Annotated in this window: 18 protein-coding genes; 6 read left to right on the top strand and 12 right to left on the bottom strand. The window is 68.1% G+C overall.

All coding sequences use genetic code 11. The annotated features are described in order from the left end of the window. The first annotated feature begins 125 nt into the window (after positions 1–125). Both ACMGFE_RS24580 and ACMGFE_RS24585 read left to right on the top strand, forming a co-directional pair. Entirely contained in the window at positions 126–1067 is a 942-nt protein-coding gene (locus ACMGFE_RS24580) for an ABC transporter substrate-binding protein (RefSeq protein WP_436927908.1), read from the top strand. A 49-nt stretch (positions 1068–1116) separates the two neighbouring features. Continuing rightward, positions 1117–1389 (top strand): hypothetical protein, encoded by a 273-nt coding sequence (locus ACMGFE_RS24585; protein ID WP_436927909.1) that lies wholly within the window; start codon positions 1117–1119, stop codon positions 1387–1389. A gap of 231 nt (positions 1390–1620) precedes the next feature. On the opposite strand, the gene ACMGFE_RS24590 is transcribed toward ACMGFE_RS24585, so the two are convergent. Both ACMGFE_RS24590 and ubaA read right to left on the bottom strand, forming a co-directional pair. Then, complete coding sequence (locus ACMGFE_RS24590; RefSeq protein WP_436927910.1) at positions 1621–1998, bottom strand: DUF5658 family protein; 378 nt, start codon at positions 1996–1998, stop codon at positions 1621–1623. A gap of 123 nt (positions 1999–2121) precedes the next feature. After that, the gene (gene ubaA, locus ACMGFE_RS24595) at positions 2122–2934 is read right to left on the bottom strand and encodes an SAMP-activating enzyme E1 (RefSeq protein WP_436927911.1); all 813 of its coding nucleotides are present in this window, start codon (positions 2932–2934) and stop codon (positions 2122–2124) included. Positions 2935–3026: 92 nt separating this feature from the next. Between ubaA and ACMGFE_RS24600 the strand changes: the two genes are divergently transcribed. Then, entirely contained in the window at positions 3027–3632 is a 606-nt protein-coding gene (locus ACMGFE_RS24600) for a Yip1 family protein (RefSeq protein ID WP_436927912.1), read from the top strand. A gap of 36 nt (positions 3633–3668) precedes the next feature. On the opposite strand, the gene ACMGFE_RS24605 is transcribed toward ACMGFE_RS24600, so the two are convergent. From ACMGFE_RS24605 to ACMGFE_RS24625, 5 genes are all read right to left on the bottom strand, one after another. After that, positions 3669–4646, bottom strand: coding sequence for a methyl-accepting chemotaxis protein (locus ACMGFE_RS24605; protein WP_436927913.1), 978 nt, complete (start codon positions 4644–4646; stop codon positions 3669–3671). Positions 4647–4720: 74 nt separating this feature from the next. Further along, positions 4721–6226, bottom strand: coding sequence for a carboxypeptidase M32 (locus ACMGFE_RS24610; protein WP_436927914.1), 1506 nt, complete (start codon positions 6224–6226; stop codon positions 4721–4723). Positions 6227–6786: 560 nt separating this feature from the next. Continuing rightward, positions 6787–7404, bottom strand: a complete 618-nt coding sequence (locus ACMGFE_RS24615) for a hypothetical protein (RefSeq protein ID WP_436927915.1) — start codon at positions 7402–7404, stop codon at positions 6787–6789. Between the two features lie 219 nt (positions 7405–7623). Then, positions 7624–8277, bottom strand: a complete 654-nt coding sequence (locus ACMGFE_RS24620) for a DUF192 domain-containing protein (protein ID WP_436927916.1) — start codon at positions 8275–8277, stop codon at positions 7624–7626. Between the two features lie 94 nt (positions 8278–8371). Then, positions 8372–9511: a M20 family metallopeptidase gene (locus ACMGFE_RS24625; RefSeq protein ID WP_436927917.1), complete on the bottom strand. Its 1140-nt coding sequence runs from the start codon at positions 9509–9511 to the stop codon at positions 8372–8374. 656 nt (positions 9512–10167) lie between these two features. On the opposite strand from ACMGFE_RS24625, the gene ACMGFE_RS24630 reads away from it, so the two are divergent. From ACMGFE_RS24630 to ACMGFE_RS24640, 3 genes are all read left to right on the top strand, one after another. Then, on the top strand, positions 10168–11190 hold the full coding sequence (locus tag ACMGFE_RS24630; protein WP_436927918.1) for a DUF368 domain-containing protein: 1023 nt from the start codon (positions 10168–10170) through the stop codon (positions 11188–11190). A gap of 102 nt (positions 11191–11292) precedes the next feature. Then, positions 11293–11853, top strand: a complete 561-nt coding sequence (locus ACMGFE_RS24635; protein WP_436927919.1) for a DUF6438 domain-containing protein — start codon at positions 11293–11295, stop codon at positions 11851–11853. An 81-nt stretch (positions 11854–11934) separates the two neighbouring features. Further along, entirely contained in the window at positions 11935–12540 is a 606-nt protein-coding gene (locus ACMGFE_RS24640) for a DUF6438 domain-containing protein (protein WP_436927920.1), read from the top strand. Between the two features lie 7 nt (positions 12541–12547). Here the strand turns inward: ACMGFE_RS24640 and ACMGFE_RS24645 are convergent, their stop codons facing one another. The 5 genes from ACMGFE_RS24645 to ACMGFE_RS24665 are packed head-to-tail and all read right to left on the bottom strand — an operon-like array spanning position 12548 to position 15902. Continuing rightward, positions 12548–13237 (bottom strand): urease accessory protein UreF, encoded by a 690-nt coding sequence (locus ACMGFE_RS24645; protein WP_436927921.1) that lies wholly within the window; start codon positions 13235–13237, stop codon positions 12548–12550. Continuing rightward, positions 13234–13881: an urease accessory protein UreE gene (locus ACMGFE_RS24650; RefSeq protein WP_436927922.1), complete on the bottom strand. Its 648-nt coding sequence runs from the start codon at positions 13879–13881 to the stop codon at positions 13234–13236. Before ACMGFE_RS24650 ends, ACMGFE_RS24645 begins: the two co-directional genes overlap by 4 nt. Continuing rightward, a complete protein-coding gene (locus ACMGFE_RS24655) occupies positions 13881–14888 on the bottom strand; it encodes an urease accessory protein UreD (RefSeq protein WP_436927923.1) in 1008 nt (335 codons plus the stop codon). Before ACMGFE_RS24655 ends, ACMGFE_RS24650 begins: the two co-directional genes overlap by 1 nt. Position 14889: 1 nt before the next feature. Further along, positions 14890–15513, bottom strand: a complete 624-nt coding sequence (ureG, locus tag ACMGFE_RS24660) for an urease accessory protein UreG (protein ID WP_436927924.1) — start codon at positions 15511–15513, stop codon at positions 14890–14892. Beyond that, complete coding sequence (locus ACMGFE_RS24665; protein WP_436927925.1) at positions 15510–15902, bottom strand: urease subunit gamma; 393 nt, start codon at positions 15900–15902, stop codon at positions 15510–15512. The genes ureG and ACMGFE_RS24665 overlap by 4 nt, the downstream gene beginning before the upstream one ends.

Genomic DNA, 15902 nt, shown 5'->3' on the forward strand with positions numbered 1-15902 from the left:
GGACAGCGACGTTGCTATACCTTTCCCTTCGCTGGGACGGGTACACACGGCCGAACCGACCGAACCCGTCGGCCCCACGTCGACAGCCACCGTGGTTTTACGTCCGACCGCTGCCTCGAACCGGTATGCGCGTCGTCTCCCTGCTGCCGTCGGCCACCGAGATCTGTTACGCTCTCGGGGTCGAACCCGTCGGCGTCTCCGACGAGTGCGACTGGCCTCCGTCGACGGAGGGGATCCCGTCGATCAACCGCTCGCGGATCGACCCCGACCAGGACAGTGTGGCGATCAACGAACAGGTCGCCCGGGTCGAGCGCGAGCACGGCGGCGTCTACGAGATCAAACTCGACGCCCTGGAAGCGGCCGATCCCGACGTGATCGTCACGCAGGGCGTCTGCGACGTCTGTGCCGTCGACACCCTGCTCGTCGAGGACGCCCTCGCGCAGACGGACGTTGACGCGGAGGTCGTCACTAGCGACGTCCACAGCCTCGGCGACCTCTTCGCCGACGTGGAGCACCTCGGGGGCGTCCTCGACCGCGAGGAGCGCGCCGCGGAGGTCGTCGACGACCTGCGGGCGCGCGTCGAGGCCGTTCGCGAGCAGACGAGCGGTATCGACCCCGCTGACCGGCCGAGCGTCGCAGTGCTGGACTGGCTGGACCCGGTGATGGTCGCCGGCCACTGGATGCCCGAAGTGGTCGAGGCCGCCGGCGGGACGTACCCGATGGCCGACACCGGCGACCGCTCGCGCCCGCGCGAGTGGGCGGAGATACGGACCGTCGATCCGGCCGTCCTCGTCGCCGCGCCCTGCGGGTTCGGCCTGGACCAGACGCTCGACACCCGCGACGACCTCACCGGGCGGCCGGGGTTCGGGGACCTCGATGCGGTCGAATCGGGCCGCGCCTACGCGATGGACGGCCACCACTACGTCAACCGGCCCGGCCCCCGGCTCGTGGACACGCTGGAACACCTCGCGGGACTGCTCCACCCCGATCGGTTCGACGCGCCGGACGCCGACGTCGCCCGCGACCTGATCGCCGACGAACCGGTTCGAGCGGAGCCGAGACCCTGACGATCGGCGACCGGGAACTACTTACGGCCGCCGGGGGACCGCAGAGTGAATGCCCTCCGCCAAACCGTTCATCGATCCGACGACGGGCGACCCGGACACGGACCAGATCCTCTCGGAAGCGATCCCGCTCGGCAAGCTGATCGGCGTGTTCGTCGCGCTCAGCCTCGTTCCGTTCGGCCTCGCGTTTCTCGCCCTCGGGAACTCGCTCCTGGGCGCAGTACTGGTGGCGATCGGGCAGTTCGTTCTCGCGGTCGGGGCCGTGATCGTGCTCACGTACGCCGTCGCTCGCGGGATCCAGCTGTCGGGCGAGGACGCACCGTGAACTGACCGATCGGAGTCACCTGTCGGTCCGTCGGCACGGCCAGCCGGGAAACAGTGGAGGGGTGTGGTGGAATGGGGAGTGACCCCCGAACGAAGTGGATGGCTTCGTTGACCCGTGTGTGCGGGCATGTTTTCAATTGCCTGCAGTTGGCATCAAGATTGGGCCAATTTACTTAGGTAGTGCCACCAGTCCCACGCCGCCGACCGGTTTCCGGACGGCGAACGCGACCGATCAGACGGCCGCGACCGCGACCAATCCGACGTAGACGTTCGTCAGCACGACGACGGTGCCGAGGCCGATGACGCCGAGGAACCACGCGCGCCAGCCGGGCACGCGCTCGACGACCGACCGGCACTCGAGCAACACGACGCCGGCGTACAGCACGACGGCGGCCTTCAGCGCGACCATCAGCATCGGGTCGTGGACCAGCAGGAGGCGGATCCACGGGTTCGCTTCCAGCGACGGGCCGGCGAACGTCGCGGCGACCAGCGTCGACACGGCGTCGCCGAAGCCCCAGACGATGACCAGCGACAGCACGAGCTCGACGTACCCGGGCGATTCGAACCGTATCTCCGAGAGGTCCAGCGCTTCCGAAATGGTCTCTGTCATGACGTTCGAAACGGGTGCCGCTCCGGTCGCTACTCTCGATTGCCCCCGCATAAATCCTCGCGACGGAGTATCACCGTTGAGAGCCGGGGCCGGTGGCGGGACGGCTGTCCGGGTGCGAACGCGTCAGTCGCCGACAGCGCAGCTCTCGGCGTACTCCACGTCCCGCACGGACTCGATCGGGTCGTCGCCGCAGATGGGACAGTCGGGATTCGGCCGGACGGTCACTTCCTCGAAGGTCATCTCGGCGGCGTCGTAGACGACCATCCGGCCGTCGAGCGACTCGCCCACGCCGACGACGTGTTTGACCGTCTCCGTGGCCTGGATCGCGCCGACGGTTCCGGGCAGGACGCCCAGCACGCCCGTCGTCGCGCAGTCGGGGACCGCGCCCTCGGGCGGGGCCTCGGGGAAGAGACATCGGTAGCACGGCCCCTCGCCGGTGAAGGTCGTCACCTGTCCCTCGAAGCGGTAGATGGCGCCGTGGGAGAAGGGGACGCCGGCGAGCGTGCAGTAGTCGTTGAGGAGGAATCGCGTGGGGAAGTTGTCCGAGGCGTCGACGACGAAGTCGTACCCGTCGACCAGGTCGGCCACCGTCTCCGGCGAGACGGCGGTCTCGTGGGTCTCGACGGTCACGTCGGGGTTGAGTTCGCCGACGAACTCGGCGGCGCTGTCGACTTTCGGCCGGCCCACGTCGGCGTCGCCGTGGACGACCTGCCGCTGGAGGTTCGAGCGTTCGACGACGTCGTGGTCGGCGACCCCGATGGTTCCGACGCCCGCGGCGGCGAGGTACTGGAGGACGGGCGAGCCGAGGCCGCCCGCGCCGACGACGAGGACGCGCGCGTCGAGCAGGTTCGCCTGCCCCTCGGGGCCCACGTCGTCCATGATGATGTGCCGGGAGTACCGATCGAGCTGTTCGGGGTCCAGGTCCGGCGCGCTCATACCCCCGAGTACCGGGCCGAGCGGAATAAGCGGTCCGCTCCCGCGAGCGGGAGCGACGGAAAACTTATCGTCGCGTCGTCACCAATCGGGGTATGGCGCCCTCCACCCCGCTCGTCAGCCCGAGTCGTTACTTTCGCCGCCACGACCGTCCCTCGCTGACCGTCGCTACTGGGGTCGTCTTCGCCCAGGCGATCGGAGTCTCCGTCGCGATGTGGCTGTTCCTCCAGCGCGTGATCGCACACGTCGACGCCCCGCCCGAGGAGAAGGCGCGTGTCCAGGGCGCGCTGTTCGGTGTGCTCGTCGGCGTCTTCGTCGCCATCTTCGTCGGCTGGCTCCTCGTCGCCGCGATACTGCATCTCTTCGTCTGGCTCGCGGGCAGCCAGCGCGGGTTCGGAACGACACTCGCCGTCGCCGGCGAAGCCGAACTACCCGGGATCATCCTGCTGCCGCTGACTGCGGTCGGTCTGTTAACCCTGCTCGGGCAGGCCCCGTCGGAGCCCGCCGCGTTCACGGACTTCTTCGAGCGAGCGACCTCGTTCAGTTCGCCGGTGTTGCTCGCCTCGTCGCTCCTCGGGACGCTCTGGACGGCAGCCCTTCAGGGATTCGGGCTCGCCGAGGCCCACGACCTCCCGGTCGAGAAGATGCTCGCGCTGGCGTTCGTCGTCGGAATCGTCGGGTTCTTGCTGAACCTGATCTGAGGAGGCGCCCGGGCGGTCGAGAGAGCGCGTCCGCGGTCAGTCGTCGACGAGGCGGTCGACCGCTTCGTTGATGTCCGTCACCTGGTCGGTCTGGTCGTCGGCTTCCCGGGCGATCTCCGCGGTCGAGTCGGCGATCTCCTCGGCGGCGCCGGTGGACTGGTCGACCATCGACGCAACCTCCTCGGTGGAGGCGGCCTGCTGGTCGGTCGCGGCGGCGACCTCCTGGATCCCGTCGTTGACCTCTTCGACGGCCCGGTGGATGTCTTCGAGCACGCCGATGGCTTCCTCGACCATCTCGATGCCCTCCTCGATCTGCTCGTTCGACTCCTCGATGGTCTCGACGGCGTTTCGCGTGTCGTCCTGGATCCCCGAGACCATCGTCTCGATGGTCCCGGCCTGGCTCTGGGACTCCTCGGCGAGGCTCTTGACCTCGTCGGCGACGACGGCGAAGCCCTCGCCCGCCTCGCCGGCCCGCGCCGCCTCGATCGACGCGTTGAGCGCCAGCATGTTCGTCTGGTCCGCGATGTCGTTGATCACCTCGACGATGTCGTCGATCTCGCTCACGCCGTCCTGGATGGTCAACACGTCCTCGGCGACGCTCTCGGACGCGCCGTGGATGTTCTCCATCGCCGCCGAGATGTCCGCCGCCGACTCCTGGCCCTCCTCGGCGAGTTCGCGGGCCGTGGTGCTGGCCGAGGACACTTCCTCCGACGAGGAGGCGATCTCCTCGACGGCGGCGCTCAGGTTCGATACCTCGTTGGCGACCTGGGACATGCCCTCGTACTGCTCGGCGGCGTGTTCGCGGATCGCGTCTATCTCCCTGGCGATTTCGACCGAGGAGTCCTGCAACTCCGCGAGCGAGGTCTGTATCTCGCTGGCCGCCGCGGAGTCGTACCCATCGTCGCGGTCGACCCCTTCCGCGATGTCGTCCTGAATGTCCCTGTCGATGTCTTCGTCGATGCCACCCTCGACGTCGAGCTCCGCCTGCGCCGCGGTCGTACCCTGGTCTACCATAGTACTCGGACCGCAGGAGTATCCCTCCTAAAAAGTACGCACCCGATTATTGAGCGTGAAAATGCGACGACCGCTCAGACGTCGTAGAGGGCGCCGAACTTCTCGGTCGCGTAGTCGAGGAAGTAGTCCGCGGTGAACGACTCGCCGGTCGCCTCGCGCACGAGGTCGTCGGTCTCGTAGCGACAGCCGTGGCGGTGAACGTGCTCCGTGAGCCACTCGTGGAGCGGGTCGAACTCGCCGGCGCGGACCTTCCCGTCGAGGTCCGCGATCTCGTCCTCGGCGCTGGCGTACAGCTGCGAGGCGAGCACGCTCCCGAGCGAGTAGGTGGGGAAGTACCCGAGCGAGCCGTGCGTCCAGTGGATGTCCTGCAGACAGCCCTCGCTGTCGGTCTCGGGGCGCACGCCGAGGTACTCCTCCATCTTGTCGTTCCACACCTGGGGCACCTCCGCGACGTCGAGATCGCCCGAGATCAGGTCGCGTTCGATCTCGAAGCGGAGGATGATGTGCATGTGGTAGGTCAGCTCGTCGGCCTCCACCCGGATGAGGTTGTCCGGGTAGATCTGGTTGGCCGCCTCGTAGAACTCCCGGGGCGTCGCGTCGACGCCCAGCGTCTCGTTCACGGTGTCTGCGAAGTGCTCCCAGAACGGCAGCGACCGGCCGACGTGGTTCTCCCAGAGCCGGGACTGGGATTCGTGGACCGAGAGGTCACGCGACTCCCCCAGTGGCGTCCCGTAGTGCTCGTCGGGCAGTCCGAGCGTGTAGGTGGCGTGGCCGAACTCGTGGATGGTCGAGCCGATGGCGCCCATCGGGTCCGCGGGGTCGAAGCGAGTGGTCACCCGCGCGTCGAACTGTGTCCCCGTCGAGAACGGGTGCGCGGCGGTGTCGAGCCGCCCGCGGTCCCAGTCGTAGCCGAGCGTGTCCAGCGCGGCCCGCACCGTCTCCTCCTGCGCCTCGGGGTCGTACTCCCCGCCCGCGAAGGGGTCGGCCAGGTCCGCGTCGCTGTCCTCGATCTCGTCGATGAGCGGGACGAGTTCGTCGCGCAGGCGCTCCAGCACGCGCTCGGCGGTGTCGAGGCCCAGGTAGGGTTCGTACTCCTCGAAGAGCACCTCGTAGGGGTCCCGGTCGGGGTCGATCGCCTCGGCGTACTGGCGTTTGAGGTCGATCATCTTCTCCAGCGTCGGCGCGAAGGCGTCGAAGTCGTCCTCGGCCTTGGCCTCCTCCCAGACGGGCAGCGCGTTCGAGGACGTCTCGGAGATCTCCGAGACCAGTTCCTCGGGGACGTTCACGGCGCGCTCGTGCTGGCGGCGGATCTCGCGGACGACCGCCCGCCGGCCGTCGTCGAGGTCCGCGTCGTCGAGTTCGTCGAGCCACTCGCCGACGCGGTCGTCGGTCAGTCGCTCGTGGGTGACGGCTGAGAGGGCGGCCGACTGCTTCGACCGGGCGGGCGTACCGCCCTCGGGCATCGTCACCTGCTGGTCCCACCCCAGCACCGAGCCGACGTTGTTCAGGTACGTGAGCTGTTTGACGTGCTCCTCGAACTCCGCGTAGGGTTCGGGCGCTTCGGAGGGTTCGGTCGCCATGGTCCTCGATTGCGCCCCATGGCGTATCAATGCCATCTTTTTGCGACCATCTTTTCGCCGGGGGTCGCGAGCACCGCGAGCGACCCCCGTCTGCTCACGGGCGGCGGGAGACGGCGATAGCGAGGGAGCGAAACTCCCTCGGACCGTTGGCGCGGCTGCGCCGCGCCAAGATGCCGTCTCCATCGAGGCGGTTGCACCGCTTCGCAGCGCCCGTTCGCACGGTCCGAGGGACCTCCGATCCCTCGCTAGCCAAAAACAGGGGTGAAAATGCGCGGCTCGTTCGCCTCGCTCACTCGCCGCGATGAACCGCGCCTCACTTCGTCCTCGTGAGCGGAGCGAACGAGGGCACGGAAGTGCAAGATTTTCCGGCGTTCCGCGTCGGATGCTCAGTACTGGAGAACGATGGAACACAGTGACGAGAGGCGTATCCAATATCTGTCAAAGATCGTCTGCGAGATATACGGTGTGTGCAGCATCGGGTACCATTATTGTTCGCAACGATGGCTACTCCGAGGTCGAATTGGAATAGCTGAGATCGACAGTCGAGACCTCACCAGTGATCACCAATCAATTTGTGCAATGCCTCCAGCCAAGACCGATGCGACAGCGACCCCTTTTGAAATAACTGGTTCCGGTACGAATACACATGCCAAGTTTACCGCGCCGAGATAAGCACCGAACTCTTTCACGCCTGGTGATTGGTGACTGTCGAAAACAGATAGAGCGCTAAAGGGTCGCTGCGTCCCGCGCGCATCCTGTTGGAGCTGATCCAGGAAATTCCCCCGATGATCTTCCGCCTTCTCGACCACCTCCACGATATCATCGCGCGTTAGCTGTGACTGGGGGAAATATTCCGTGATGACTTCAGTCTCAATGTCGACAAATTCTTCATTTTCGAAGGACATATCGCTATCCAAAAATTCAGGTGCTAAATCGATCACTTGCTGACTAAACCCAGACTGATCCGCTCGGTGGTAAGCTTCTCTCATCGAACGGATCCAGGCACCCCGAGCATGGGTAGGTATACCGACCTGCGACCGGTCTTCCATGACCGCCAGAGACGCGCCTGCAATATGCGTGTTTTCTAACAAAGAGCCACTATCGAGGACGGCGCCTGCTTGGTTAACCTCCTGAGTGTCGTCAACTATCTGGGTGAATTCTTCGAATGGATCTTCCATTGTTGCAATTCCTTATCAATAACTCCTTGTCTGATGACCTGTTCTTCCGTTCAATTGCCTCCGATAGGCAATAGTAACACTAGAAAGTCAATACAAATAAGAATTTTCCAGGGATAACGTCGAGGTGAACGAAGACGTCGAATTCTATCGTTTCTTCCGGCGTTCAGTTCGGAGATACGAGTGAGCGGGCGCGCAGCCATCTCGCTCTGGTCGACTCACTCACAACTCGAACTCCAGCACGTCGCCTTCCTCGACGTCGCGCTCGGTCGTCCACCCCTTGTTCACTTCCAGCACGTACTGGCCGCGGCCGGGATAGGTCTGGTCCTCGCCGTCCTCGTCGGGGCCGGGCGCGGGCGCGTGATGGATGCGCGTGATCTCCCCCTCGTCGTCGGCGTAGACGATGTCGATGCCGAAGTCCATCTCACGCATCACGTACGTGTGGTCGTCGACCTCCTCGTAAACGAACAGCATCCCACGGTCCTCCGGCAGGTCCTCGGTGTCGCTCAGTCCCGTGTACCGCAGGTCGCCCGTGTCGGCGATGGCCGCCGAGACCGACCCCAGCCGGTCGCCCTCCGGCGTCGTCACCCGGACCTCGGTGGTCTCGTAGCCCGGGAACAGCGGCGTCCCCGTGGACGTCGACCGGGTGGGTTCCGGCGTGGGCGTCGGTGACGGAGTCGGAGCCGGCGTCGGACTCTCCGTCGGCGTTTCGGTCGTCGTCGCTGGTGCAGTCGTCGTGGCCTGTCCGGGACCGTCCGCCGTTTCGGCGGTCGTCGCGGCGCCCGGGCCGGCGTCGCCGTCTGACTCCGTCCCGTCCCCCAGACAGCCTCCGACTCCGGCGGCGGCACACGTGGCGAGAAACGCTCGACGTCGCATACCCGCCGGTAGGAGGTGTCGACTGATAAGAACGACGGGTCGGCCGGTTCTGCGACGCCGGAACCGACCTAGAGGCGATGTCGCCGACCGGCGCTCACCCGGTCCAGGACTCGGCGAGGCCCCGGTAGATCCCGTAACACCGCTCCAGTACGGCGATCGAGACGCTCTCCGACGCGGTGTGTGCCTCGCCGGGTTCCGCCGGGCCGCAGACCACGCACGTCGTCCCGGCCGCGGCGAGCCACCCCGCGTCGGTGGCGTGGGGCTTGACGACGTGTTCGGGCGCTCCGTCGCCGGGCGTCTCCGCCCCGTCCGAATCCCCAGCGGCCTGCGCGTCGCGAGCGGCCGCCAGCACCGCATCGGCGAATTCGGGGTCGTCACACGACATCGGCGGGAGATCCTGGTCGACGGTCCAGGTCACGCCCTCGACGGCTTCGGTGTGTTCGAGCGGCGCACGCTCGCCGGGCACCGTCCGCTCGTCGACGGTCACCTCGCAGCGCTCGGGGATGACGTTCCAGGCCGATCCGCCCTCGATCTCCGTGACGGCGACGCTTCCCGACACCTGGTGCCCCATGACCGCGGTCTCGGGGAACTCGAGATCGCGGACGACGTCGACGGCGTCGGTGGCGCGGTAGACCGCGTTCGCGCCGCTCTCGGGTTCGCTCGCGTGCGCGGCGCGCCCCTCGGCGACGAGCGTCGACCCGCGGCGGCCCTTGTGCGCGACGGCGACGTCGGTGACGCCGGGCGCGGAGTAGCCAGTCGACCCCTCGCCGACGACGGCGTAGTCGGGCGCGAACCCGCGGTCGATTGCCGCCCGCGCGCCCACGCCGCCGACTTCCTCGCCGACGAACGACGCGAAGACCAGTTCCAGGTCCTCGGCGGGGTCGGCGTCGCGGAACGCACACAGCGCCGCGGCGACGGCGCCTTTCATGTCCGCGGTCCCGCGACCGCGGAGGCGGCCGTCGGACGCCCGGACGACGTAGCCGCCGTCGTCGGTGACCTGCGACTCGTCCGGCGGGACCACGTCGTGGTGACCGACGAGCGCGAGCGACGTCTCGCCGGTCCCCTTCCGGGTGACGACGTTCCCGCCCCGTCCCTCGTCGGCACCGGCGTCGTCGCGCGTCACGCTCGCGTCGGTGTGTTCGCGGAGCCATTCCTCGACGAAATCGCCCGCTGCCTCCTCGCAATCGTGGCTCGGAATCGACGCGAGTTCGCGGGCGACGTCGGCCACCTCCATAGGTACGCCGTGGGGTGGCGCGGACTTCAACCCCCGCGGCGGTCGGGCACCGACGGGACGACGATGCCGTCTCGCCCCGACCCCGTCGATCCGGTCGCCGCGATCCCCCGCGCCGGCGTTCCGAGCACGTCGGGCCATCACGGCGTCGCTTTCGCCGGGCCCGCCACCCCTCGTCGTCGAGATCGCCAGATAGTTTCAACGAGACAACCTATCACGGACGTCTTTCAGTAAGCTTTACATTACCACGCAACTCAATCAGAGTTGGGATGGTAGTGCGCGAGTCCACCGCATCACCCGGGACCGCGAAGCGGTCAGGGGGGGACTGGCGCGTTCGCTCCGTCGACGGGACGGGCGAACGCGTCGGTGATCGTATCCCGCTACCGCCGGCCCGGGGACCGCGCGGGCTCCGAAGCCATTCCGAATCCACACCCATTCCGAACCCACTTCCGTTCCGAATCCGACCCACTCCGAATCCACACCCGCTCCGAACCTGACCCGTTCCGGACGCGGACCAGGTCCGGGCCCACCCCCGGACCTGTCGGTCGCCGGATCGGCTCCGCTTACATCGATCGGCCGCGGCCGTTCGAGGCCGGCCGGGGCCATTCGGTAGCCGACTCCACAAGAGACTTCCCGCCCATAGACGAACGTATCTATCAATGACAACGGCCCCTGAGCGGGCGCGCGACGACGTGTCGCTCCGCGAGTCGATACCGCCGGTACGCCAGTGGGCGAAGACGTTCGTCGTCGGCCTGTTCATGGGCACCGCCGACGGGGTCCCCGGCGTCTCAGGCGGCACTATCGCCCTCATCGCCGGCGTTTACGAGCGCCTCATCGCCGCGATCACCGCCGTCACGCCCGGTCGCTTCGTCGACGGCGTTCGCGCGCTCACCCCGCTCGACGGCGGCGTCTCGCTCGACCGCGCCGCCGCCGTCCTCGAAGAGGTCGACGGCTGGTTCCTGATCGCCTTGATCGGCGGCGTCGCGACCGCTGTCGTGTTAGTCGGGCAGGCCGTCGAGTGGGCCGACGAGCACTATCCAGTCCTCATGTTCGGTCTCTTCTTCGGGCTGATCGGCGCGTCGGCAGTTATCCTCCTCCGGGAGGTCGCGATCCGCACCCTCCCCGAGGCGGTCGCCGCTGTCGCCGGCGTGGCCGTCGCTTTCGTCGCCTCGGGATACTCGGAGGCGCTCCTCTCGGGGAGCGGCTTCCTCGTGATCTTCGTCGCCGGTGCGATCGCCGTCAGCGCGATGATCCTTCCGGGCCTCTCGGGGTCGCTCCTGCTCGTCATCCTCGGGCAGTACACCTTCATGTACGACCGTCTGGGGGCGTTCGTGGACGCCGTCGGCGCGCTCCTCACCGGGGGGCCGCTCTCCCGAGTGACGGGCCCGGGGGTCGACGTGGTCACGTTCATCTGCGGCGGTCTCGTCGGACTGTTCACTATCGCCCGCGTCATCCGCAAGGCCCTCGATGTCAACCGCGAGGTGACCTACGCGTTCCTCGTCGCGCTCGTCCTCGGGGCGCTCCGGGCGCCCATCACGACGCTGAGCGATCCCGTCGAGTACCCGTCGGTCGTCTGGAACACTGCGACGATACAGGCGTTCGCCGGCGCTGCCGTCGTCGGCGCCGTCTTCGTCTTCGTCCTCGACTGGTACGCCGTCGACATCGACCTCGACGCCGTCTGACCGGGCGAACCGGCGGCGCTGTCGAGCGCTCGCCTCGCTACCCGATCAAACGACAGTTTGATAGTCCGACAGGTTATCCCTCTTTCCCGGTGACTTCCGGCCATGCGCACCGCATTCGCTGCCCTGGCGGCCCTCGTCCTCCTCGTCGGCTGTCAGGGGATCCTGGGAGAGCGACTCGTCGACGATCCAGCCGAACCCACGTACCCCGATGACACCGACGCGGTGTCCATCGAGTACCGGAACGGTCTCTGCGATGGGAACTGTCCTTCGTTCTCTGTCGAGATCTGCGGGAACGGGACGGTGTTCTACACCGGGTTCGCGAACGTGAACGCGACCGGACTTCACCGCTACAGCGTCCCGCAGTCGAACGCGACCGCGGTGCTCAACGCCTCCTATCGCGCGGACTTCTTCGAGCTGAACGAGAGCTATCCCGCGCAGGCCGACGGCGTCTCCTCGCGGTGGACGCGAGTCTCTATCGGGAACAACTCGCACAGTATCCGGGACTACGGTTCATCGTGGGGAACGTCGCCGGAACGACTCGGCGAGTTTCAGGCGACGCTTCTCGAACGGGCGGCCGTCGACCCGCTGATCCGCGGCGACAGTCGGGACGTCGACGACGAACGGTACGACGAACTGGAGGGGCGGAAGCCGTTCTGCGCATGATGGTGAACGTCCGATGTCGGCGTCCGAACTGTTCCGGGCTGTCACTCACCGGTCGGTCGTTTCCGAGGGAGGGGTGACAGGATGTCGACGCGACCACAGGCGCTCGCGCTCTGTTTCGCGGGCCTGTTCCTGCTCTCGGGGTGTCTCGGTGTCGGCCTCTCCGGCGACGAGACGGCGACAGCGTCGTCTTCGGCGGAAGCGCTGGGCGCACGGTCCGGCGTCCCGGACTATCCGGACGGGACCGAGAACGTCTCGATCCGCTACGAGTCGAGAATCTGCGGCGGCGGCTGTTCGGCGTACGTGATAGAACTCTGCGGGAACGGGACCGTCTACTTCGCGGGCTTGAAAGACGTGAACGCGACCGGGCTCCACCGGTACGAGGTTCCCCAGCGGAACGTCACTGCGGTCCTCAACGCCTCGTATCGGACCGAGTTCTTCGCGAAGGACAAGAAGATAGGCGGCGACGGCGAAGCACACGTCGAGCAGTTGACCGTGCGGGTGGGAAATCGCTCGAAGGCGGTCTACTACGTCCATCCCTGGCCGTCGGAGTCGACCGGGGACCTCTCCGCACTCGAGTCGACCTTGGTCAACCGAACGAACGCTCGACCACGCATCGGTGACAGCCCCGACACCGAATTCGCGGGGGACGGTCGAGCGCTGTACGAACGGATGCCGTTCTGTTCGTAACCGCCCTTCAACTCAGGAACAGCCGCCGATCGGCCCGCTCGTGCTCGGCCGAGCGGACGTCGACGAGCGGTGCGAACGGCGTCATGTCGTCGAGCGAACGGTCGGCGCTCTCCTCGACGGCGTCGATCATCGCCGGCCGGAGGTCGTCGAGGACGCGCTGGACGTCGGTGTGCCCCAGTCGGAGCAGCCGCTGGGCCGCGGCCAGTTGCGCCGTCGCGAACTCGTGACAGGCCAGCAGGCAGGCCTCGCGGACGGGCACGCCGGCCAGCCCCGCAACGACGCCGAGCGCGACGGCGTAGTTTCCCGGCGCTTCGCCGGCGTCGACGGCTTCGCCGTATCGCTCCAGCAGGTCGTCCTCGCGGAGGTCTCGCTGGAGCGCCAGCAATCGGTTCCCCGTCCGTTCGGCGCTCTCGCGGAACTCCGCGGGGAGCGTGACCGCGGTGAGCCGGCGGTCGGCCCGCTCGATAGCGGTTGGGTCCCCGTCCGACGCGGTGGCGTGGGCCGCGCGGAGCGCGACCAGATCCGCTCGCCCGTGCTGGCGGCGCAGCACCGTCTCGACGTGCGTCCGCAGGTCGTCGGCGTCCGCGACGCTGTCGGCGGCGACGAACTGCTCCAGCCCGTAGGAAACGCTGTCGGTCCCGACCGGGAGGAACGAGTCGGCCAGTCGCAGCGATTCGAGGGTCGCCTCGTCGCTCACGACTGATCACCCCCGTCGGAGTCGCCCCCTGGTTTCGGGTCGAGCGACCGCACGCCGTGGCCGTGGGTATGGGAATGGCCGGCCCCGCTGTGGTCGTGCGAGTGGCCGTCCTCGCCGTGGCTGTGCGAGTAGCCGCTTTCGCCGTGGCTGTGCGAGTGGTCGGCAGCGTCACCTTCGTCGAACAGCGTCGGCGGGACCTCGTCGTATTCGATCGTCGCGCCGTCCGGGAGGTGCGGTTCGACGGTCGATTCCATCCGCTCGCGGGTGTCGGCCAGCGGGAGGTAGGCGCACTCGCCCTCGACCGCGAGATCCCAGTGGCGGTTCCCGACGGCGTGGCCGAGTTCGAGCGCCGTCGTCACCGCCGCTCTGTCCGGGTCTGCGACGCCGCCGAAGTCTAGGGCCATCGCCTCGACCGCTTCGAGCGAGACGACGACCAGCCGGTCGCCCGTCGAGAGCACGTCGCCGTCGCGCAACTCGCGGGCGACGACGACGCCAAGTTCGGTCCCGTCGTCGGCCGTCGTGCGGAAGCGCGAGCGCCGGCGTTCGGTCCCGTCGACGGTGACGGTGAGGGGGTCGCTCGACTCGACGCGCTCGGCGACGGCCGGGTCGTCGAGCGTCCCCACGAACGCCTCGGCGACCAGCATCAGGGCCTCCGGGAGTCGGGAGCGCCGACGCCGAGCAGTTCGGTTCTGGCCTCGTCCCACGCGGCGCGGAGCGCGGCCGTCACCGTCTCCGCGCGGTGACCGAGCGCGCGCACGGCGACGCCGGCGTCGTTCGGCAGGCGCGTCGCGCCCGCGCGGACCGCATCGGCGTCTTCGTCCGCGCGGTCTCCCGAGTCTGCCTCGGCGTTCGCGACTTCGTGGAGTCGGTCGCTCAGGCCGGCGCCGTCGGGGGCGTCGTCGCCGGCGGGTGTGAGGACGTACAGCGTCCCGAGGACGGCGAACTCGCCCATGACGCCCGGCGCCGACGGGTCGGCGTCGGCGGGTCGGAGGTGGGTGGCGTCATCGACGAGCAGTGTCCCCTCGCGCCGGACGCGCAGGCGCGAGAGGTACCGCTCGAAGTCGAAGCGTTCGCCGCGGGCCAGTCGACCGGGGACCACTACGTCGCCGACGACGGCGCTCGCGTCGGGGTCCAGTTCGAGGGCCACCGACTGGAAGAACCGCGAGTCCTCGTGGAGGATCGCCGGCTCTGGGACGTAGTCGAGGTGGCCGCCGCTCCCCACGGAGAGCGACACGTCCGCGGCGGCGTAGTTGCGCGCCATCGAGAGCACCTTCTGGGAACTCTGCGTGGAGACGTGCGCGACGGCGTCCGCACCGACCCGGATCGCTACCGCGTGGCGGTCGCCCTGTGCGACGCCGCCGGTCGGCGACTGGACGTACACCGTCTCGGCTTCGGGCAGCGGGTCGTGACCGAGCGTCCCGCTGACGTGGAACGGCGCCCGGGCGAGGTCACGGACGAGGTTCGTCTCGCCGTCGGCGTCGGCAGCGAAGGCCAGTTCGAGGCGGCCGTCCTTGCCGGGCGAGCCGACCGCCACGGCGGGGACGGACTCGGCGGCGTACTCGGCGAACGCCGGATGGGGCGGCTCCGGGTTCGATTCCCCGGGAGGTTCCCCACGCGCTCCTCCGGCGGTGTCTGGCGTGTCGGCCGCCATCTCAGGCGAACAGCACCCCGTCGCTGACGTGCTCCTGTACCTGTTCGACGCCCTCGCCGGCCTTGCAGTTCGTGAAGACGAACGGGCCCTCCCGCACGTCGTCGGCATCTCGCTCCAGTACGTCTAGATCCACGTCGACGTAGGGGGCCAGGTCGGTCTTGTTGATGACGAGGAGGTCACAGTCGACGACGCCGGGGCCGCGCTTGCGCGGGATGTCCTCGCCCTCGGCGACGCTGATGACGTACAGCGAGTAGTCGGCGAGTTCGGGGTTGAACGTCGCGGCGAGGTTGTCGCCGCCGCTCTCGACGATCACCAGATCGAGGTCGGGGTGGTCGGCGAGGAAGTCGTCGATCTGCGCGAGGTTCATCGACGGATCCTCGCGGATGCCTGTGTGGGGGCAGGCGCCGGTCTCGACGCCCGCCACCAGGTCCGGGGGAACGACGCCGGCGAATCGCTCGCGCAGCGCGTCGGCGTCCTCCTGGGTGAGCACGTCGTTGGCGATGACGCCCACGTCCAGCCCCGCGTCGCGGAGTCGGGGGACGAGTTCCGTCACGAGCGCGGTCTTGCCCGAGCCGACGGGGCCGCCGATGCCGACCGTCGCCACGTCACGGTGGGTGAGACTCACGAGTCGGCCCCCTCCGGGGAGTCGCTCGCGTTCCCCCCGTCGGCGGCCGTCTCGTCTGGGTCACTGGACGACTCAGCCGCGGCCGACGACCGGATCGGGTCGTGAACGGTCACCAGCTTCGTCCCGTCGGGGAAGACGGGTTCGACCTGGATCACGTCGACCATCTCGGGGACACCGGGCATCACGTCGTCGGGGTCCAACAGTTGGGTGGCCTCCGCCCGTATCTCGGCGACGCCCCAGCCGTCGCGGGCGCGCTCGACGCACCAGTCGGAGACGTAGGCGACCGCCTCGGGGTGGTTCAGCCTGACGCCGCGCTCGCGGCGGCGCCGGGCGAGCTCTGCGGCCATGAAGACCGTCAACCGCTCCTCCTCTTTCGGTGTAAGATTCAT

The organism is Halosimplex amylolyticum (assembly GCF_051414035.1).
Taxonomy (GTDB): Archaea; Halobacteriota; Halobacteria; order Halobacteriales; family Haloarculaceae; genus Halosimplex; species Halosimplex amylolyticum.